General features: G+C 58.5%; 16 protein-coding genes. 12 read left to right on the top strand and 4 right to left on the bottom strand.

The genetic code is table 11. The features are described from left to right. Window positions 1–645 precede the first annotated feature (645 nt). The 9 genes from X756_RS151005 to X756_RS150975 all read left to right on the top strand — a co-directional run bounded on the left by X756_RS151005 (window position 646) and on the right by X756_RS150975 (window position 12,042). Window positions 646–1,407, top strand: a complete 762-nt coding sequence (locus X756_RS151005) for an SDR family NAD(P)-dependent oxidoreductase (protein WP_023729997.1) — start codon at window positions 646–648, stop codon at window positions 1,405–1,407. 9 nt (window positions 1,408–1,416) lie between these two features. After that, window positions 1,417–2,223, top strand: a complete 807-nt coding sequence (locus X756_RS151000) for an SDR family oxidoreductase (RefSeq protein WP_023729998.1) — start codon at window positions 1,417–1,419, stop codon at window positions 2,221–2,223. Between the two features lie 951 nt (window positions 2,224–3,174). Next, window positions 3,175–3,882: a class I SAM-dependent methyltransferase gene (locus X756_RS150995; protein ID WP_023729999.1), complete on the top strand. Its 708-nt coding sequence runs from the start codon at window positions 3,175–3,177 to the stop codon at window positions 3,880–3,882. Further along, window positions 3,879–5,108, top strand: a complete 1,230-nt coding sequence (locus X756_RS150990; protein ID WP_198020024.1) for an isopenicillin N synthase family oxygenase — start codon at window positions 3,879–3,881, stop codon at window positions 5,106–5,108. Before X756_RS150995 ends, X756_RS150990 begins: the two co-directional genes overlap by 4 nt. An 887-nt stretch (window positions 5,109–5,995) precedes the next feature. Continuing rightward, on the top strand, window positions 5,996–6,616 hold the full coding sequence (locus tag X756_RS1000000167455; protein WP_245264510.1) for a LysR family transcriptional regulator: 621 nt from the start codon (window positions 5,996–5,998) through the stop codon (window positions 6,614–6,616). After that, window positions 6,598–7,635, top strand: a complete 1,038-nt coding sequence (locus X756_RS0134385; RefSeq protein ID WP_280806614.1) for an IS110 family transposase — start codon at window positions 6,598–6,600, stop codon at window positions 7,633–7,635. Before X756_RS1000000167455 ends, X756_RS0134385 begins: the two co-directional genes overlap by 19 nt. A 622-nt stretch (window positions 7,636–8,257) precedes the next feature. Beyond that, a complete protein-coding gene (locus tag X756_RS150985; protein ID WP_023730001.1) occupies window positions 8,258–9,202 on the top strand; it encodes a dihydrodipicolinate synthase family protein in 945 nt (314 codons plus the stop codon). Next, window positions 9,180–10,706 carry an aldehyde dehydrogenase gene (locus tag X756_RS150980; protein WP_023730002.1) on the top strand — a complete coding sequence of 509 codons (1,527 nt, stop codon included), beginning with the start codon at window positions 9,180–9,182 and terminating at the stop codon, window positions 10,704–10,706. Before X756_RS150985 ends, X756_RS150980 begins: the two co-directional genes overlap by 23 nt. Before the next feature lie 13 nt (window positions 10,707–10,719). Then, window positions 10,720–12,042 (top strand): FAD-binding oxidoreductase, encoded by a 1,323-nt coding sequence (locus tag X756_RS150975; RefSeq protein ID WP_023730003.1) that lies wholly within the window; start codon window positions 10,720–10,722, stop codon window positions 12,040–12,042. On the opposite strand, the gene X756_RS150970 is transcribed toward X756_RS150975, so the two are convergent. Further along, on the bottom strand, window positions 12,039–12,950 hold the full coding sequence (locus tag X756_RS150970; RefSeq protein WP_023730004.1) for a LysR substrate-binding domain-containing protein: 912 nt from the start codon (window positions 12,948–12,950) through the stop codon (window positions 12,039–12,041). The two genes, X756_RS150975 and X756_RS150970, sit on opposite strands and share 4 nt — an antisense overlap. Before the next feature lie 352 nt (window positions 12,951–13,302). On the opposite strand from X756_RS150970, the gene X756_RS150965 reads away from it, so the two are divergent. Both X756_RS150965 and X756_RS150960 read left to right on the top strand, forming a co-directional pair. Continuing rightward, window positions 13,303–14,070, top strand: coding sequence for an SDR family NAD(P)-dependent oxidoreductase (locus X756_RS150965; RefSeq protein ID WP_023730005.1), 768 nt, complete (start codon window positions 13,303–13,305; stop codon window positions 14,068–14,070). Between the two features lie 9 nt (window positions 14,071–14,079). Beyond that, window positions 14,080–14,844 carry a glucose 1-dehydrogenase gene (locus X756_RS150960; RefSeq protein WP_023730006.1) on the top strand — a complete coding sequence of 255 codons (765 nt, stop codon included), beginning with the start codon at window positions 14,080–14,082 and terminating at the stop codon, window positions 14,842–14,844. Window positions 14,845–14,882: 38 nt separating this feature from the next. Here the strand turns inward: X756_RS150960 and X756_RS150955 are convergent, their stop codons facing one another. Genes X756_RS150955 through X756_RS1000000166690 form a run of 3 tightly spaced genes read right to left on the bottom strand, consistent with a single transcriptional unit; the run spans window position 14,883 to window position 17,940 of the window. Then, window positions 14,883–15,728 carry an ABC transporter permease subunit gene (locus X756_RS150955; RefSeq protein ID WP_023730007.1) on the bottom strand — a complete coding sequence of 282 codons (846 nt, stop codon included), beginning with the start codon at window positions 15,726–15,728 and terminating at the stop codon, window positions 14,883–14,885. 41 nt (window positions 15,729–15,769) lie between these two features. Continuing rightward, window positions 15,770–17,017 carry an ATP-binding cassette domain-containing protein gene (locus X756_RS150950; protein ID WP_156941374.1) on the bottom strand — a complete coding sequence of 416 codons (1,248 nt, stop codon included), beginning with the start codon at window positions 17,015–17,017 and terminating at the stop codon, window positions 15,770–15,772. Then, the gene (locus X756_RS1000000166690; protein ID WP_023730009.1) at window positions 17,005–17,940 is read right to left on the bottom strand and encodes a glycine betaine ABC transporter substrate-binding protein; all 936 of its coding nucleotides are present in this window, start codon (window positions 17,938–17,940) and stop codon (window positions 17,005–17,007) included. Before X756_RS1000000166690 ends, X756_RS150950 begins: the two co-directional genes overlap by 13 nt. 467 nt (window positions 17,941–18,407) lie before the next feature. Here X756_RS1000000166690 and X756_RS150945 point away from each other — a divergent pair, with 467 nt between their 5' ends. After that, window positions 18,408–19,961 (top strand): trimethylamine methyltransferase family protein, encoded by a 1,554-nt coding sequence (locus X756_RS150945; RefSeq protein WP_023730010.1) that lies wholly within the window; start codon window positions 18,408–18,410, stop codon window positions 19,959–19,961. Window positions 19,962–19,964 lie beyond the last annotated feature (3 nt).

Raw genomic sequence — 19,964 nt, forward strand, 5'->3', positions numbered from 1 at the left:
CGAGCAACCCTCGTCTCTTAATCGCACGAAAGGGCGGGCCACCGATCTCAGGCCTCGGAACATGACGTCTAGGGCGCGTAGAGGCTCAGAAATCGTTCCACTCCAGGCCGGTAACAATCGTAGCAGTATCGCGCAGGCGTTCCGTTTCCGTGCTGCCCCTCGCAACTGTGAGACCGAGGCCGACGGCCTCCGCTCGGCGTATGCCTCGCCCCTATTCATATGTTACAATAGTTCTTCACAAGTATTAAAAAAATTTATCAATAAATGTATTTACGAACCGGCGGTGTGCGTGATAGGTAAAAGTATGCGCAGATGTATGCAACGAATTAGGACATGATACATCCAGAGTGCATTGTTGGAATATAAAGTAATAGGCGAGGAAAAAGATATTTGGCAAGCAATCGCGCCTTAAGTATTGGGTATACGGTATCTTCCGAATGGAGCCGATAGATGAAAATTGAAAAAAGGTGCCTGCCGAATATAAACAAGTGCTTGCCGAATATAAGGAACGTTCCCCATCGTTAGGTCCTTTTCCGGCTTCCGAGGCCTTGCAAAAGCTCCACGACGCCGTCCCGATGTCCAAGGCAGTAAGAGGGCCGTCGAAAATACTCTAAGCCTCATCACTCCGGCTGGGCAATCACTACCATGACCCATTTCAAGAAGGTAGTTATCGTTACTGGCGCAACGTCGGGGATAGGAGAGGCCGTCGTACAGGCCATCGCCGCGACAGAGGCGTCAATCGTATTGGTCGGCCGCGATCGAGAGCGGGGCCAACGAGCCCTTGAGTCGGTTCAGAAACTCAATTGTTCAGCCGAATTGATGCTGGGCGATGTGACTGACTCAGCCTTCGCGGACCAGGTGATTAATTCCGCCGTAGAGCGGTTCGGAAAGGTCAGCGTCTTGGTCAACAGCGCAGGTATCATACGGCGTGGAAGCGCCCTTGAGACAACTGATGATGATTGGCGTCAGATATTCGACGTTAATGTCAATGGTGTGTTCTACTTTAGTCGCGCCGCAGTGAAGGCTATGAGGAGGACCGGCGGCGGCAGTATTGTCAATATAGCCTCGAATGTGGGGCTGGTTGGCTGTTCCGGGCTGGCTGCCTATTGTGCGTCGAAGGGCGCGGTCGTTTTGTTGACTCGTGCCATGGCCCTCGATCACGCCAAAGAGCAAATCAGCATCAATGCCGTCTGCCCTGGCGCCGTTGATACGCCCATGCTTGTGTCGGCCCACAGCAAGCCGGTTACCGCGGACGAGATTCTTCAAAGGAATATTGATTCAATACCCCAGGGTCGCGTGGCTACTCCAAAGGAAATCGCAAGCTTGACGCTGTTCCTCGCGAGCGAGGAAGCCAGGCATATCACGGGCGTAGCTGTTCCAATAGATGGCGGCTTTACGGCAGGATAGGAGGAAGTTTTGGGTAATCGGCTATCAGGCAAAAGTGCCATTGTCACAGGTGGCAATCGAGGCATAGGGCGGGCGATTGCCGAGAGACTCGCTGATGAAGAGGCGACGGTTATCGTCGGCGATTTGTTTGATGAGCGCCCCGCCCCTGTCAGCAGCGTCGAGAGGCTCGCATTTATGCCTCTTGACGTCACAAAGGAGGCGTCAGTCCGTACATTCGTTGACGCGGTCCTTCAGAAGTTCGGCAGGATCGACGTATTGGTCAACAATGCTGGTATCGTGATTCATAAGTCGATCGACGAACAGACTATCGAGGATTGGGATCGACTTATGGCGGTCAATCTCCGTGGTCCGTTTCTAATGGCCAAGTATGTGGTCCCGGAAATGAGGCGTATCGGCTCGGGCACGATCGTTAACATCGGGTCGGTCGAGGGCTATATGGTCAACCCTTGGCATACTGCCTATGCGGCCACGAAGGCCGGCGTACACGGTCTCACGCTGGGATTGGCAGTAGACCTCGGACCCGATGGAGTCCGCTGCAATACCGTTTGCCCTGGTTGGATCGAGACCGACTTGAATCGCGCCTATGTCGAGCTCCACCCGGACCGAAGCCTGGTCGAGAGGGAATTGGCGCAACTACACCCGTTGGGAAGGATCGGATCCCCAAAGGAGATAGCAAATACAGTCCTTTGGTTGGCTAGCGACGAATCCAATTTCGTTAGCGGTGAAATGATCGCCGTCGATGGCGCCCGAACAAAGAAGATATCCCTGCCGTCCATCTTGGACGAGGAGTATCGGGCCAAGCTTAAGAAAGCATAGTGCCTGTGTCGGAAACCGGCACCCCGACCACTTCACCTAGCAGGCTTCTCTGAATGGGTTCGAGGTCAAGCTCCTCCTGCTTTCTTTTCGGACGATGTCGCTCCGTGGGTCACTCGCTTTCTCTTCGCGGTCGGCGCAGGGCCGCGCATGATGAGTCAGTAGAGCGGGGCGTTCAATCTGTTGAACGACTTGGGAGAGTTCGTCCCAAGACCGTGCGTGCTAGCGAGATCGCCTTGCCCATCGTTCCTACGGGAACGATCCGGATCACTCTTCTGGGCGAATTCATTGTGAAAACACTCAGATAAAAAGTTAAACAGAAGTAAAATTACCTTAAACTTATAAAGTGTATTCTTAATCTGAAGTGGCTTGCTGATGTCGAAAGTCGGGTGATATTCCTATCGACCGTAGAGTTCCGTTATAAATCTCTCCGATTTACTTGTGAAAGGAAGTCCCATGTGTACTGTCGAGGCTGGAGGCAACGCGGGGCGCGCCACTTGTTTCCACAATGAATCGGATTTATTGGTAACGGAAGCCTTGTGCCGACCGGCCGCCAAGCTCTTGGACGCCGGTTATCAGGTAAACAAGACATCAATCCCGCGACGGCGAACGACTTGCTTGGAAAGGAAATCCGGCGACAAGACGCATCGCGATGCGACCCACGATTACGGGATCTGTCGTCATCTCCCCGCCGCTGCCACTCAACGTCTTCGACAAGTTAGTAGGCGAATAGGGCGCCTTGGCCGAAATGGGCCGGACTGCGCTCAAGTCAACACATCCCCACTGAAGACGGTTGAGATCGCCCGTCCGGCGGCAGCAGTCGGGGTGCATTTCGCTGAAAGCGCCCCGCGACAGCTACGCTCAGCGTACGGAACGAACAGCTCATGGGTTAAGCCGCGGCCAATGCGCTCCAATGACAACTGTACCGCATCACTCATACACGGAGGAGCTATCATGGTCACCCTCGATCAGCAGACAGCACTGGAGCAAGCCGCACGAAAGCGCATCAAGGATTCCCACGCCCTCGACGGCGACGCCGGTCGCTTGGCCCACTTCTATCGCGGATGGGCCAGTGCCTACGATCTGGATGTCGGCCGCGACGGATACTGCGGGCCGATGGTCGTGGCCGAACTGGCGGGCGCCGTGCAGACAGCCTATTTGGCCAAGGAGCGAGCAGTCATAACAATCCTGGACGCTGGCTGCGGAACGGGCCTGCTCGGAGTCCAGCTGGACCGCCTCGGGTTCCGGTTGATCGAAGGCCTCGATCTCTCCGAGGAGATGGCCGAAAAGGCCCGACAAACCCACGTCTATCGCCATGTCCGGGGCGGTGTCGACCTCAACGAGCCGCTCTCCCACTACTCCAGCGCGAGCTATGATATCACGGTCTGCTGCGGCGTCTTGACGCTCGGGCATGTCCGACCGGAAGCACTGCGCGAACTGGCTCGCGTCACGCGCCCGAACGGTTTCGTCATCGCAAGCACCCGCAAGAGCTATGCCGAGACAGCATGCTTCGAAGAGGAGGTGCGGCGTCTGGAGCATGAGGGCATACTTGCGCCGACACAGCGTCTTAAGGACGGCAGATACGTTGCGGAGGAGGGCGCACACTATTGGGTTTTCCAGGTCCCCGAGCACGCCAGTGCACCAACGGAGGACCGGTCGTGACAGCGCTAACGCAAAACTCGCTGACGAAAAGCTGGCTGCGAATACAAGACGACACGACAAGCGGGCCCCCTGCCTATGCCCTGCAGGAGTTCGGGCTCTTCTACTTTGTTGAGCAACGGCGCCCCCAAAAGAATGCCCGCACAAGCTATCCAACGCTTCCTGACGGTTCTTCACGCAACCAGTCCAACAAGAAATCGCGCCGGCTCCCGTTGCCAAACAAAGGTGTACCCATGTCTAAGGATATCGTTACCAAACTGGACGACAAGCTGCGCGCGAAACGCGAAAGCTTCGACAAGATCCCGGTGATTGACATCGCGCCGCTTCTCAATGGCAGCAATAAGCAGAAGGTGGCCAAAGAGATACGTTGGGCATTGTCCAACACTGGGTTCATGTACGTGAAGAACCACGGGATTCCGCAGGATCTTTTGGATTCGGTATTCGACGTGAGCCGTCGGTTCTTTGATTTGCCCATGTCGCAGAAGATGAAATTGCATGTAAGCAAATCGGATGTAGCCCTCCGCGGCTATATCGAGCCGTTCGGGGAGAACACCGATCCGGGCGAGACGAGAGACCTCAAGGAGTGCTTTGACATAGGTCCTGAACGCTCTTCGTTGGAAGGTCCGTTTTTTGGCCCCAACCAGTGGCCCTCAAATCTGACCCAATTTCGGGAACTCACATACGGGTACCACCAAAAAATGGTGGAGCTGGCGAAAAAACTCTTGCAGGGCATCGCGCTCAGTCTGGACCTGTCTGAACGCTATTTCGAAAGCCTCATGGGGCAACCGATCAGCATTCAGCGCCTGCTTCATTACCCCCCGCAGAGTGGCTATATTGGAGAAAAGATTATCGGCATTGGCGCCCACACGGATTACGGCAATCTGACCATCCTAGCGCAGGACGACGTGGGTGGTCTTCAGGTCATGAACCGAGATGGCCACTGGGTCGAGGGCGTTCCGATCCACGGCACATTCGTAATCAACATTGGCGATCTGATTCAGCGGCTCACCAATGATGTATACCTGGCGAACATGCACCGCGTGGTGAATACCTCGGGACGCGAGCGATACTCAATGCCCTTCTTTATCGACGCTGATTTCAATGCGATGATCGAACCATTGCCCTCATGCGTCTCGGACAGCAACCCACTTCGCTACAAGCGGGTGACGTGCGGCGAGCACAAATTCGCGCGTTTCGCAGCAAGTTACGCTCACTTGGCCAAAGCGTGATGAGAGCGGACAGGCAGTTACTCACGTGACCTGGCAGCCGCACTTTAAGGGCCAGACGGGCGGAGCTTGGCGAGAACATCACCGATAAATGATCCCGCGCCAGTGAACAGTGATCCAGGCCGAGCGCGAGAGGTTCACCTGTCGAGAATGCGAGGCGATCACGTAGGCCGACTGCACCCTTCCGCGTGGCGTCGCGCGGCTTTGTCGGGCCGAACCTGTCGGCGATGATATCCTTTTCGAGAAGTCCCCAGCATTAGCCCTTGAACCGGCGGAGCGCGCTGTGACTGCAGCGGCATCGATTGAGCCTCTCCAGGCTGGCGCACCACGTCGACGCCTGTGCCGCGTTGCTTAAGCCGGTGCGCGCGCTGATCGAAGGCGCATGTGCTTGCTGCCAAGCGTTACATGATGACGGCACCCCGTGCCGATCCTGGCGAGCGGCAAGGCCAAAGCCGTCCGCAGCTAGGCCTACATCTGAATTCTCGCTGTAGGAAACCGTGTCGTGACTGCCCCCCACGCTGACCAACTCGGCAGGGAAACGACGGCGGATATAACCTGAGTGACGGAGCTTCTTCACTCCTGATACAGCGGCCGGATCCCACATCGTCAATGTGGCAGTCCCGCGCATGTGTCTCCACAAACCTTGTGTCTGGAGCTGGACATTAATGTCGGAAACCCGACGAAAGGTCGCTAGGGGGCGGGTCGTCGGCATGGGGCAGTGGCGCAACTAACCGCGCCAATTCGGCACGCAACTTGCTAGGATAACGGCGACGGTCGCAATCCGTTAAGGAGTGTGATTGATCAAAATGGTGGCGGGACTTTTATGGGCCAGAGGGCGAACGGATACCCTGTTGTTTGGTTCGCGACTCCCGATCTGATTGGATTCCTCAATGGTTCCTCAGTACTACGATCTCCCGTCACTGACTGCTCTCACGGCATTCGAGGCCTCAGCACGCCATCTCTCATTCAAGGTTGCGGCTTGCGAGCTGGGCGTGACATCGGGAGAAATCAGCCGGCAGATCAAAGCCATTGAGGACGACCTTGGTGTTCCGCTGTTTGTGAGGCGAGGAACCGGCGTGATGCTTACCAGTGTTGGCAAAGACATGTATAACGTGCTGGCAAGCAGCCTTTCCAAGGCGTCCGATGTCGTCCAGACCATTAAACGCATTGGTTCACGGAACGTCAGGATGCCTCCACCGATGCGTTCGCGTCGATGTGGTTCATGCCCCGCATGCCGCGCTATTGGGCACCGGCATGCTGAATCAAAGTTGCTTCTGATTTCCGACAGTTCGCGCGGCTATTGGCGCGCCGAAGTCGAGCTGCGCATTCTCTATGGCTGCGGCTCATGGCCTGACTGTAAGACCCTATGTCCGCCTCTGCCGGTGAGGTGGCTCGCCCTACACTGCGCGTCCGAGGGTTGCTCGGGCGGGCCGAGCCGATCCTCATCACAGGAGGACGAGCCGTGGCGGATTAGAGAGAAGCATTTGTCGGAATCGATGTTGCGAAGCTGAAGAACGCTATTGCGATTGCGGAGGTGGGCCGGGAAGGAGAAGTTCGCTTCTTCGGCGAGGTCGACGCGTCGGCTACCAGCATGCGGCGGGTCATCGGCCGGATCGCCAGCCGCTTTGATCACGTGCATTTCTGCTACGAAGCTGGGCCGATCGGGTACGGCCTTTATCGCCTGATCCGGGCGCTCGGGCACGAGTGCAACGTGGTTGCGCCATCATTGATACCGAGGGAGCCTGGGGATCGGGTAAACGAACCGTCGCTGCGACGCTATCTCGCTCGCCCGGCTATGTGGGCCGGCGAGCTAACGGCGGTTTGGGTTCCCGATGAAGGGCACGAGTCCATGCGGGATCTCGTCCGAGCCCGAGCTGCGGCAGTTGAGACGCTGCGCGTCCACCGCCAGCAGGTGAGCGCATTCATGCTCAAGCACGGCCGTAGCTATCCGCGCAAGAAGAGCTGGACGATGCGTTATCTGCGCTGGCTTCAGGAACAGCGGTTCGGTTACCCCGCGCATCAGATCGCCCTCCAGGAGATGGTTGAGGCGGTGCGTGTCTCGAAAGAACGAGTCCAACGGCTGGAGCGTGCAATCGAAGAGTTCGTCCCGGCCTGGTCGCTGGCGCCGATCGTGTGGGCGCTCCAGACATTGCGTGGGGTAGACCTGATCGTCGCCGTGACGTTCGTCACCGAGGTCGGCGACGCCAGCCGCTTCGAAAGTCCACGCCAGCTCATGGGATATCTCGGTCTCGTTCCCGGCGAGCGCTCAACCGGGGAGACAGTCCGGCGCGGCGGCACCACAAAGGCAGGCAACGGCCGTGTTCGCCACATGCTGCGCTGGAGGTTATGTCGCGACCGGGCCGACGCTGCGGTCAAGGTCATGGTGGCGAAAAACAGCCTACTTCCGGAAAGGAGCGGAGGGTGCTGGCGGCGCTGGTGCGCGAGACGGTGGGCGCCGATCCGTGCCCGTCACATGGTAGGCAGTATCGGTGTAGTGGACGTGGCCAAGAGAGGACGCCAACAAGGGTAGCAGCGCCTTGCACGTGGGCGTTGTCTCGATGCCATGCGGCGAGCCGTATGGGGGCGAAACGATGCCGCAGATCACGCCATCTAAAGACTTTGTCACTGTTGAGACCGGCCAGCTTGCTTGGCTGCGCTGAAGCCAAAGCGAGCCCTGTCCTCGACAGCCGGTTGCCGCGCGAGATGAGAAAAAGCGCGCATCCTTTGGCGTCGGAAATGCCATGTCCAGAAGCCGTGCGTACTGGCGCAAGTGCACCAGTGTCGTGACATGAACCGGGACCGGGAGAACCTGCGAAACTTCCTGATGTGAAGAACTCCGCTGACGAGTTGGATATCGGCGCGATCGAGGCGGACCCTTCTTCGCCGAAACGTAAGCCCGTGCTCGCCAGCTGATGCGACGGCCGGAGGTGAAGCGATGCACCTTCGTAGCCCCCGTTCGCCAAGCGACAGCAACAACTGTTAGCGTCTGAGCGAATAGTTCATCTTAAGGTAGGGCGACACGCCGGCTCGTAGGCATGCTCTATCATAGCCGAACCGCAAAAAAGTTGCCTGGCGGGTGATTTTATTTCGGCTGCTCCCGCTCCTCAGCTTGCATATAACACTGACCCGTAGCCCGAATTGGAGCCAGGCAGATGTCGTTCAAAGGCGTTATTCCGCCCGTCACAACGCCCTTTCATGCGGACGGATCGATCGACCGTGACGGCTTCTGCGTCATGGTCGAGCACCTGGTCTCGACTGGCGTCCACGGTATCATTGTCGGTGGCACGACAGGCGAGTACTACGCCCAGTCACGCGACGAGCGTGTCAGCCTGCTTAAGCTTGCCAGGAGCGTGGGGAAGGGGAAGATGCCCCTAATCGCCGGCGTTGGCTCCATTCGTACCGACGACTGCATTGAATACGCGCTAATTGCAAAGGACCTCAAGTACGACGGCATCCTAATCGGCTCCCCGTACTACGCTGTTCCCACGCAGCTCGAACTTGCCAATCATGCACTTGCGATCGACAAGGCCGCCAATCTACCGGTGATGCTCTACAACTATCCCGGACGCACCGGCACGATGATGGACGTCGAGTTCCTGGACCGGGTCGGTCGCAGCTCCAATTTCTGTGCCATTAAGGAATCCAGCGGCAGCATGAACCAGCTGCACGCACTGGCTCGCGACTACCCGCATATCGACCTGTTCTGCGGCATGGATGATCAGGCGCTCGAATTCTTCGCCTGGGGCGCAAAAGGGTGGGTCTGCGGCGCCGGCAACTGCTTACCGACAGAGCACCTCGCGTTGTACGAAGCCTGCGTGATCGAGAAGGACTTCACCAAGGGCCGGCAGATCATGTCGGCGCTTCTGCCTCTGATGAGGCTTCTTGAGCAGGGCGGCAAGTTCGTCCAGAGCATCAAGTTCGGGTGCGAATTGGCTGGATTGCCAGCTGGGCCCGTGCGCCTGCCGATGCGGGCACTCGGCGACGAACAGAAGCGGGAACTCGAGTCGACGATCCGCACCCTTAAGGCAGTCATCACCTCAATCATTGCAAAATCCCAGAAAAGGGCTTCCGAGAATGTCATCGCTATTAACGCGTGATGAGTACCAGAACCTGGCGGACAGCCTGCCACTGCCGACCAGCGCAGTAATTGACGGCAAGGCGCGGGCTGCACAATCAGGGAATACTTTCGAGACCATCAATCCCGCGACAGGGCGGGTCATCGCCAAGATCGCTTCCTGCGGCCAGGCCGATGTCGACCTCGCTGTCGAGAAGGCGCGACTGGCATTTGAATCGGGCGCCTGGTCGCGTGCGCATCCGAGCGAGCGCAAGCGCGTTCTGCGGCGGCTCGTGAAACTGATGAAGCGAAACGCCCACGAGCTTGCGGTGCTTGAGACGCTCGAAAGCGGCAAGCCGATCTACGACGTCGAAACCATGGACATCCCCGAGGCTCTGCATTGCCTGGAATGGCATGCGGAAGCCACCGATAAGCTCTACGGCCAGACGTCACCTTCGGGCGACGATGTCGTGTCGATGATCGTGCGCCAGCCGCTGGGCGTGGTCGCCTGCGTTCTGCCCTGGAATTTCCCGATCCTCATGCTGGCCTGGAAGATCGGTCCGGCACTTGCGACGGGCAACTCCGTCATTGTCAAGCCGGCTGAGCAGACCAACATGTCGACGTTGCGGATCGCCGAACTGGCGCATGAGGCTGGGCTGCCGTCAGGCGTCCTGCAAATCGTCACCGGTCCGGGCGAAGTGACCGGCAAGGCACTCGGCGTGCATCCCGATATCGACATGGTCGCCTTCACCGGGTCAACTGACGTCGGCCGGAAATTCTTGGAATATTCCGCCAGGTCCAATCTCAAGCGCATCGTGCTCGAATGCGGCGGAAAGAACCCATGCATCGTGCTGGAAGACGCCGAGAACCTCGACATTGTTGCACAGCATGTCACCCAAGCTGTTTTCTGGAACATGGGCGAGAACTGCTCGTCCAATTCCCGCCTGATCGTGCACGAGAAGATCAAGGATCGCTTGGTAGAAACCGTCCTCCACAAGCTAAAGGAATGGCCTTTGGGCGAGCCGCTGGATCCGGGCAATCGGCTCGGCGCCATTGTGTCGAAGGAGCAGTTCGACCGCATCATGGGCTACATCAAGAAGGGGCGGGAGGAAGGCGCCAGGATCGTCACGGGCGGCAACGCCCACAAGCATGGCAAAGGCTATTTCATCGAGCCGACCATATTCGACGATGTCACGCCCGAAATGACGATTGCGCGAGAGGAGATTTTCGGTCCAGTACTGTCGGTAATCAAAGTGGCCAACGCTGACGAGGCACTGCGGGTCGCCAACGATACGCAATACGGGCTTGCAGCTTCAATCTTTACCGCCAATCTCGGCGGGGCGCATCGCATCGCAAGGGACATTCGCGCCGGAACGGTGACCATCAACTGCTACGGCGAAGGGGATGTCTCGACTCCCTTCGGCGGCTTCAAGCTTTCCGGCTTCGGGGGACGAGACAAGTCATTGCATGCCCACGACCAATATACTGAACTCAAGACCATCTGGGCGGACATCTCCGATCCTAAAGTCTCCCGTTCGGTAGACTAGCCTGGTCGCACCGATGAGCGATTATGAGGCTGTCCGCACGCCTGCGGACTCATCCATGCCCGGTTGGTACGGTATTCTGCCGCCTCCCAAGGCACCTGAGGTGCTGCGCGGCCGTCATAAGGCGGACTGGCTCATTGTAGGAGCTGGATTTGCTGGCTTGGCGGCCGCGCGGCGCCTCTCACAACTGGTGCCGAACGAGCGCATAGTGGTGGTCGACGCTCAGCGCGTCGGCTGGGGTGCTGCCGGGCGCAACTCCGGCTTCATGATCGATCTTCCGCACGAGCTCGGTGGGGAGCATTACGGCGGAAGCCAGGATCACGATCGCAAACGCATCCGCATGAACCGGGCCGCGATTGAATTCTCTGCTTCGGCGGCGGGCGAATACGGGTTGCAGAAATTCTTCGTTCGGGCCGGCAAGTACCATGGAGCTGCAACCGATCACGGTGTTGCGGTTCTGCGCGAATTCGAAAAGCATCTGACGGCGCTAGGCGAGCCATTCGAGCGGCTCGACGCGCTGCAGTTGAAGGAAATCACTGGAACCAATTTTTTCGTCGGCGGTACCTTCACGCCAGGAACGGTAATGGCCCAGCCCGCCGGCTTCATCCGTGGGCTTGCCGAAGGCTTGTCGAGGCGTGTGCAGCTATTCGAGAATTCCCCGGTCACATCTTTACAGACCGGCAAACTGCATACTGCCAAGACGGCTGAGGGCGAGATAACCGCGCCGCGGTTGATTCTGACAGTCAACGGTCATCTCGAAAGTTTTGGTTACTTCAAGAATCGCCTGCTGCACGTGTTCACCTACGCCAGCATGACGAGGCCGCTTTCCAAGAGCGAACAGACAGCGGTGGGAGGTGAGCCGCATTGGGGCTTGATCCCGGCCGATCCGATGGGATCAACAATCCGGAGGATCGGCGATCGGATCGTCGTCCGCAACACATTCACATATAATCCCGACATGTCCACCAGCGAGAAGCAGATCCGTCGGATCGGCGCCGTGCACGATCGATCATTCCAGGCGCGCTTCCCGATGCTGGCTCAAGCACCGATGGAATTTCGCTGGGGAGGCCACTTGTGTCTCTCTCTCAATTCCGCGCCTGCATTCGGCGAAATTGAAGACAGAGTCTTCGTAGCCGGATGCTGCAATGGCCTGGGAACGGTGCAGGGCACCCTCTATGGGATGCTGGCTGCCGATCTTGCCGTTGGCAGCAACGAGCCAATGGTTGCAGACGCCCTGAAAGACCCCACCCCGATTCAGCTTTATCCAGAACCGCTGATGTCGATCGGAGCGCCGCTGAAGTTGTGGGCGATGCAGAAGCGCGCCGGCAGAGAGCTCTAGCTTTCTCGTTCTTGCGCCGCCACTTCCCGGATCCAGCTACGCAGGCTCTGGGCGGCAGGGGAAAGCGTACGATTTTGATACCATGTGAGATAGTAGCTGCCAGGGGCTGGGAGCTCGAGATCCGTCAGTCTCACGAGTTTCCCCTCGTCAATCTGCGCCTTGACAAGGCGATGCCACCCAACAGCCACCCCTTGATCGGCCTGAGCTGCCTGAAGCGCCACGAAAAACTTGCCGAAGCGTCGACCGCGGGTCGGACCATGTGAGACCCCCGCGCGCCGAAGGACCTCGTCCCAGCCAGCCCAGTCGGGATCCACCCAATCGACATGCAGCAGGGGAAGGTCGGCCAACGATTCCGCCGTTGCATCGCGGTGCTTGCTTGCAAACCCAGGCCCGCATACCGGGTAGATTGTTTCATTGAAAAGGAGCTCAGCATCTTCATTCGACCACGATCCGAACCCGTAGCGGATGCGCAATTCGACCTCGGCGCGGCGGTAATCGCGGGGATTGTCCGATATAAGGTGGTCAACCGCGATATCCGGGTACCTCGTCCAAAAATCCGGCATCCGCGGGATCAGCCACGTCGACGCGAAGGCGTCCGTGCACGCCAGCGTGACGTTCTTGGAACGGTCACCGTGTTTCACATTCCGGACGATGTCAGCGGCCCGCGAAAAACCGGTAGCCAACACGCCATAAAGGTCTTCGCCGGCGCTTGTCAGCGCCACACCGGTTCCCAATCGGGTAAACAGCGGAACCCCGAGTTCGTCCTCGATCGCCTTGATCTGCCGGCTCACGGCGCCGGGAGTGACGTTCAGTTCCGCAGCAGCCAATTTGAATGACAAGTGCCGGGCAGACGCCTCGAAAACAGCCAAAGCAGTCAGGGACGGCAGGTCGTAGTAGCGGCGAACCATCTCAAGCTCCAAACACTTCGATACTCGGCCGGCGCGACAGATTGGGCAAGCGAAGCCCAAGATATCGGAAAATCATTTATAATACGACGTGATGGCCAGCGTTGCGACCGACTATGGCGGCGTCCCCCAAGTCACCTCGGCAACATAGGAAAACTGTGCGCATGATGCTGCGCGATCTGCGACGCTGCCCAATCCCATGTCCGACGCAGCTACACCCTAGAATGTCCCCTGGCGATGTCTTGGCTCAACTACTCAACAAGGGGGTGAGACTTTTGCAGGGCTGCCCCACTGGTCTTCATCCGCCGTTGAGAGATTATGAGCCTAACTTTCCCTCTCAAAGATGGCTTGAGCTATGACTGGCATTGAAAAGAAAACTGCGGTGATAACAGGCGCGGCGGGAGGTATCGGGCAAGCGATCTCCAAGCAGTTCGTCGCGAACGGCTTTCATGTGATTGCCGGCGACGCAGACCAGGCTGGCCTGGACAGGCTCGATGCCGAACTCAACCGAACCGGACAGAAGGTCTGGAGCAAGGCCGGAGACCTCAGGAACAAGGCTTATTGCGAAGATTTGATCGACTATTCCATCCAGATCACAGGCAGGCTGGACGTGCTCGTCAACAATGCCGGGATTATCACCAGGGGCAATATCCTCGAGACGACCGATGAGGACTGGGAGCGGACGTTCGATATCAACTTGACGTCGATATTCTACACGTGCCGGAGGGCGATCGGCCATATGAAGGGCCACGGCGGCGGCGCGATCGTGAACATCGCATCGTGCTGGGGACTTTATCCCGGACCCGGGCATGCCGCCTACTGCACCAGCAAGGCGGCCGTCGCGGCGTTATCGAAGTGCCTTGGCCGCGACCATGCCGGTGACGGGATACGAGTCAACGCGGTGTGTCCGAATGAGGTTAACACGCCGATGCTGCGCACCGGCTTCGCCAAGCGCGGCTTCAATCCCGACACTGCCTTAGCGGAGCTCAACAAGACGGTTCCGCTCGGGCGCATTGCCGAGCCGGAAGACATCGCCGATGCGGTGTATTTCTTGAGTTCCGATGCCGCCCGCTACATCGCCGGCACGACGATTGAGGTGAACGGCGCCAAGCCGGTCTATTGAGGACACCCTATGGCTGACAGACTTGCGGGAAGAATCGCTATCATCACTGGCGGCGGCCGTGGCATCGGCGCCGGCATCACGCGACGTTTCCTGCAGGAGGGAGCCAAGGTTGCCATTGTGCAGAGGAACCCGCCACCCGACGAGATCCTCAACGATCGCACTATTTTCGTGAAGGCCGACCTTGCCAACTCCGAGCACATCTTTTCGGCCGTTCAGGCCGTCGTCGAGCGACTTGGCGGCCTTGATGTCCTCGTCAACAACGCCGGGATCATGTTCGAGAAGACCATCGAGGAAATGACCGAGACGGACTGGGACCAGATGATGAACATCAATCTCAAGGCCCCATTTTTGTTAACGAAGGCGGCAATGCCGCATCTTCGCAAGCGAGGCATTGCAAGCATCGTCAACATCGGTTCGATTGAAGGCTTGGCGTCTAATCCGGGTCACCCTGCCTATTCCGCTTCGAAAGCTGGCATTCACGGCTTTACAGCAGCCGTCGCCGTGGACCATGGTCACGAGGGTATCCGCTGCAATGCCATTGCGCCGGGCTGGATCAATTCTGACCTCAGTGAGATCTACATCGACAGCATGGCTGACAGTTCGCGTGTCCGCAGGGAACTTCTTGCCATGCATCCGGTTGGACGTCTTGGTGAGCCGACTGATGTTGGAAACCTTGCTGTTTGGCTTGCCTCGGAAGAAAGCGCCTTCGTGACCGGGCAAGTCTACGTCATCGACGGGGGACGCACCAAGAAGTTGCCACTGCCGATTGCGTGAAGAGGAGAAGCTCGGCCATTGACCGGGGTTCATGTTTGTCAGGCCGTCGGATCAACTTTCTCGCTAATTCGCCTGGTGATGCGATCGATCAGGATTGCCAGAACAACGACCGCAAGTCCAGCTTCGACGCCCCTCCCAACCTGGAGACGGGAGATCGACCGAATGATTTCGTCACCCAGGCCGCCGGCGCCGATCATGGACGCGATGATGACCATCGACAACGACATCATCACGCATTGGTTGACGCCTGCCATAATCGAGCGGAACGCCAGCGGCAGTTTGATCAGGAACAGCACGGCCAGGCGACTTGCGCCAAAGGCTTCCCCCGCCTCGACCATTTCCGGCTCGACCATCTTGAGACCATGGGCCGTGAGCCTGATCGGCAGCGGCATGGCGAAGAAGATCGTCGCAACGATGCCCGGAACCGTTCCAACGCCGAAGAAGAACACGGCTGGAACGAGCAGCACGAACGGAGGCATCGTCTGCATGAAGTCGAGTATTGGCTCAGCCATCGTGTTCAGGCGCTTCGATTCAGCAATGAAAATACCGATTGGTACCCCGATGGCCAGGGCGACGACGGCTGCCGTAAGCACCAGGGAGAGTGTCACCATCGCCGGCGCCCAGAGATTCATGACGAAGATGAAGGCCAGCCCACATCCACTGAGGATAGCCAGCGAGAGCCGCCCAAGTAGGACACCACCGACCATAACGGTCGCGATGATCAGCCAGGCCGGCGCGCTAGTCAGACACGTGGCCAAGGGGCGTTGGATGCCCAGGATCACCGTCGAGATCGAATCGAAGACAAATCCGAAATGCGCCGAGAGGTAGGTCGTGAAGTCGTCGATTGACGCGGCAACCGTGCCTGCAAACTCCGAAAAATCCATCCTCATGATCCTCAGCTAGAGTCGTTTGAGATTGAGGTTCGTTATTGTGTCGCGCGTTCTGCCGCGGCGTTTGCCCTCGTCGTGTCGGCAGCTTTCGGTTTCTCGATCTTCGGCGTCGCGCCGGCTAACGAGGAATGGGCCGCGAGCGCTTTGAGAACGGACTTAGGGGTGACCGTCCCGACGGGCGTTCCGTCGTTCTGAACCACGATCAAAGCGCGCTGCTCTTTCGCCAGCTCATCGAGATAGGGGGCGATCAGATCGTCGGGCGCGAGCTTTACGAAGTCTTTCGACAGATGTTTCGTCCATTCCGAGATCGGCCTGTTCGCCAGTTCCACCGGCGGGCAGACGGCGTCCATAACTTGGCCAGCCGACAGCACCTTGAATACATCAATGCCCCGCACGAAGTCCCTGACGTAGTCGCTGGCAGGGGAGAGCACGATATCGATCGGCTGGCCTTCCTGGACGACCTCTCCCTTGAGGAGAATGGCGATGCGGTCACCGATCGTTGCCGCTTCGTTTGGGTCATGTGTCACAAAGACAATCGTCTTGTTCAGAGTGCTCTGAAGCCGAAGCAACTCCTGTTGCATCTCCTCGCGAATGAGCGGGTCGAGCGCGCTGAACGGCTCATCCATCAGCAGCACCGGCGTGTCCATCACCAGGGCACGCGCCAGGCCAACGCGCTGGCGCATGCCGCCGCTAAGGTTGGACGGCTTGCGGTCGCCCCATCCGCTGAGCCCTACGAGCTCGAGTGCCTTGCCTGCGCGCTCGCGTCGCTCCTTGCGTCCGACCCCGGCGACACGGAGCCCAAACGCAACATTATCGATGACCGACATGTGCGGCAGGAGCGCAAAATGTTGAAACACCATTCCGATCATGCTGGAGCGGATCTGGCGGAGTGCCTTTTTGCCGGCTTTCGTGACGTCCTGCCTATTGACCACGATCTGGCCGGCAGTGGGGTCGACAAGGCGGTTGATGCAGCGAAGAAGGGTCGATTTCCCGCTGCCTGAGAGACCCATTACGACGAAGATTTTCCCGGTCTCAATGGTCATGTTGATGTTGTTGAGCGCGACGAAACCGCTGCCTTCGTCGGGGCCGCAGGCGCCCGAACGCAGTCTGTCCAGTTTCACTTCGGGGTTGCCGCCATAAATCTTGTAGAGATCCTTGATCTCGACGGCCGGCTTTCGCGTGCTCATGCGAGGCTCCCGCGCATAATACAGGTGGTGATGCAGGGGTCGGCGCGGACCCCCGCACTCTCGGGAGGATGCGTGCTTCGGGATCAGGCGAGCCACGGCTCGATAATGCCCTTGCCTTTCACTTCGCCGATCCACTTTGAGGCGGCGTCTTCAGGCTTCATCCCGCCGTCGATCCAGCCCATGATCTTGGCTTCTTCGTCATTCGGGATGTGGCACCTTGTCAAAAATGCCTGGGCCTTCGGGAAGTTGGATTCAAAGTCCTTCGACGTGACGTGGAAACAGTAGTAGGGCTCCGACATCATCGTCTTCTTGGGATCTTCGAGATACCTCATCTTGAATTTGCTCCACATCGGGAGCGGCTCCCAAGTGGTGACCACGATTGGTTCGTTCTTCGAGTAAGCCCGCTGGAAGGCCGCTTCCATGGCAGCTTCGCTGCCCGGGACCAGGTTGAGCTTGAGACCGTAAGCCTTCACCGTTGCATCCGCGGCCTGCATGAGGCCGGAGCCGGCGTCGATGCCGATGATTCCGCTTGGGAATTTGTCGGCGTGGTCGTTGAGCTCGGCGATGCTCTTGATGTCAACATAGTCCGGAACGGCAAGGCCCTGCGTCATCGGGCCTTCCGAAACGCCGACGACTTTGATGGAACCGGCGACTTTCTTTACATAGTCCGCCTGACCGCCGTGATAGTCGCCTTTCAGCGGGCCCATCCCCTGCATATACGAGTTCGAATAGAGGTCGGCCTTCCCGGTTTGAAGCGAGGCATAGATCACGCCCGGCTCCGCCTGCAGCGGCTGGACCTTGTAGCCGAAATTGTCCTCGATGAGCTTCGCGCCGACATAGGTGATTGCCAGCGCGTCGGACCATGCCGCGAAGGCATAGACCAGCGGCCGGGACGCGCCGGCCCTGGCTCCCGTCGTCAGGCCGCTCATGACCAGCGCGGCGGCGCCGCCGGCCTTCAGCAAGGTTCTGCGCGACGTGCTCGCGCCGAGTACATTATTGACGAGATTTGGCCTTGGCATTCGAATCCTCCTTTCGCTGACCCATCTGGATGCCTAGATGAGTCCGAGGTTGTCGTTTCTGTTCACCTCGCCTGATCCGGGAATGGGCTGTTCTGTTCTTGCCCCGCACCAAGCAAGAAACGTGCTACCACGGAACCGCGGAAGCCAGTCGACGCAAAAAAGTCGCCTCCCGATTGACTTTATTTCGCTCGCTTGCGGCAATGCATCGTCGTCTCTGCCTGTCGGAATGCCTACGGTCTTGGGCGATTACGTCCCAGTTTCCGCGATATCCGTAAGGCTGAGCTGCGACGTGGAAAGCTCCGCCGCTGCTAGAGCCGACCATCTCTCGAGTCCCGGTGAGCGAGCCGGCGGCGCAGCCCTTTAGTCAACACGCGCGTGAGACTTTTGCAGTAGGTCAAAGCTCAAAGCTCCGGCAATAGTTGAGTGCGGTCCGGTTTCGGTCGCGACATATTTGTCTGGAGGCCGGCATGACTGCTCAACTACAGCTCTCTCGTAGAGGCGGGCGGGAAGCGAGGCGGACGATCCGCACCGCGCCAAAGGTCGACATGTTGCCGACGCTCAAGCGCGGCCTGCCGGTGGTAGAGCCGATGGATGCCGAGCAGGTCGAACGCATTCACGAGGCTTCTCTCTCGATCCTGGAAGAAGTAGGCGTGGTGTTTCGCGATCCGATCGCGATTGAGGACTGGAAGAGAGCCGGAGCGGACGTGCGCGCCGATGACCGCGTTCATCTCGAGCGCGGCCTGGTCATGCAGCTCATCAAGACCATTCCCCCCAACGTCGAATATTTCGCGCGCGACCCAGCGAAGAATGTCGAGCTCGGAGGCGACAAATCCATCTTCGTGCCGATGACAGGCGCACCATACATTCGCGATCTCGATGATGTGAGGCGTGGGCCGACGATCGCGGACCTTGGGACCTTCCACAAGCTTGCCCACATGATGCCGGCACTACATTCGTCGGCTCACCATATCGTCGAGCCGATGGACATCGTCGTCGCGCATCGGCACCTGCACATCACCTATTCGTCAATAAAGCATTCCGACAAAATTTTCATGGGCATGACCACCTCGCCCAAGAATGCCGAGGACGTGCTCGACATGTGCGAGATCCTTTTCGGTGAAGGCTTCCTCGAGAAGCATGCAGTCACCACCGGAAACTGCAATGGCAATTCGCCGCTGGTGTGGGACCAGGTCATGCTGGGCGGCATGCGAGCTTTCTGCCGGCGCAATCAGCCCGTCTTGTGCTCGCCCTTCGTTCTCGGCGGCGCGAACACGCCAGCCTCCACCGCGGCGGCAGTGGCGCAGCTCAATGCGGAAGCGCTTTCGGCACTTGCCTACACGCAGGTGGTGCGCAAGGGCTGCCCTGCGATTTATGGGCATTACCTGTCGACCGTGTCGATGCAATCGGGAGCGCCGATGGCGGGAACGCCAGAGATATCGCTCATGAATTTCATGATCGGCCAAATGGCTCGTCGCTATAACGTGCCATGGCGCACTTCGAACTTGCTTGGCGGCGCCAAGATCTTCGATGCGCAAGCTGGCTATGAAAGTGCGATGACGATGATGGCCGTGCTACTGTCAGGCGCAAACTACATTTGGCATTCGGCTGGCTGGAATGAAGCCGGTATGCACTGCTCGATCGCAAAGTTCGTCGTCGACGCCGAAGTCTGCGCCATGGGCTATCGCATGACGCAAGGCATCCAGTGGGACGATTTCGATGAAGCCCTGGCTGCGATCCGCGATGTCGGGCCGGGCGGCCATTACTTTGGCCATCCGCATACACAGGCGAACTTCGAGAAGGCCTTCTTCATTCCGAAACTCTTCGACAATAACTCGGTTGAGCAGTGGTACGCTGATGGCTCCAAGGACATCAAGCAGCGTGCCCTGGAGCATGCGCGCCGCCTTCTGGCCGAATATGAAGAACCAAAGCTCGACATCGCGAAGGACGACGAATTGCGCGCGTATATGGATAGGCGCTCGCGGGAAATCCCCGCTGTCGACGCGCTCAACGAGGAATACTGAGCA

Source organism: Mesorhizobium sp. LNJC405B00 (assembly GCF_000502615.1).
Taxonomy (GTDB): Bacteria; Pseudomonadota; Alphaproteobacteria; order Rhizobiales; family Rhizobiaceae; genus Mesorhizobium.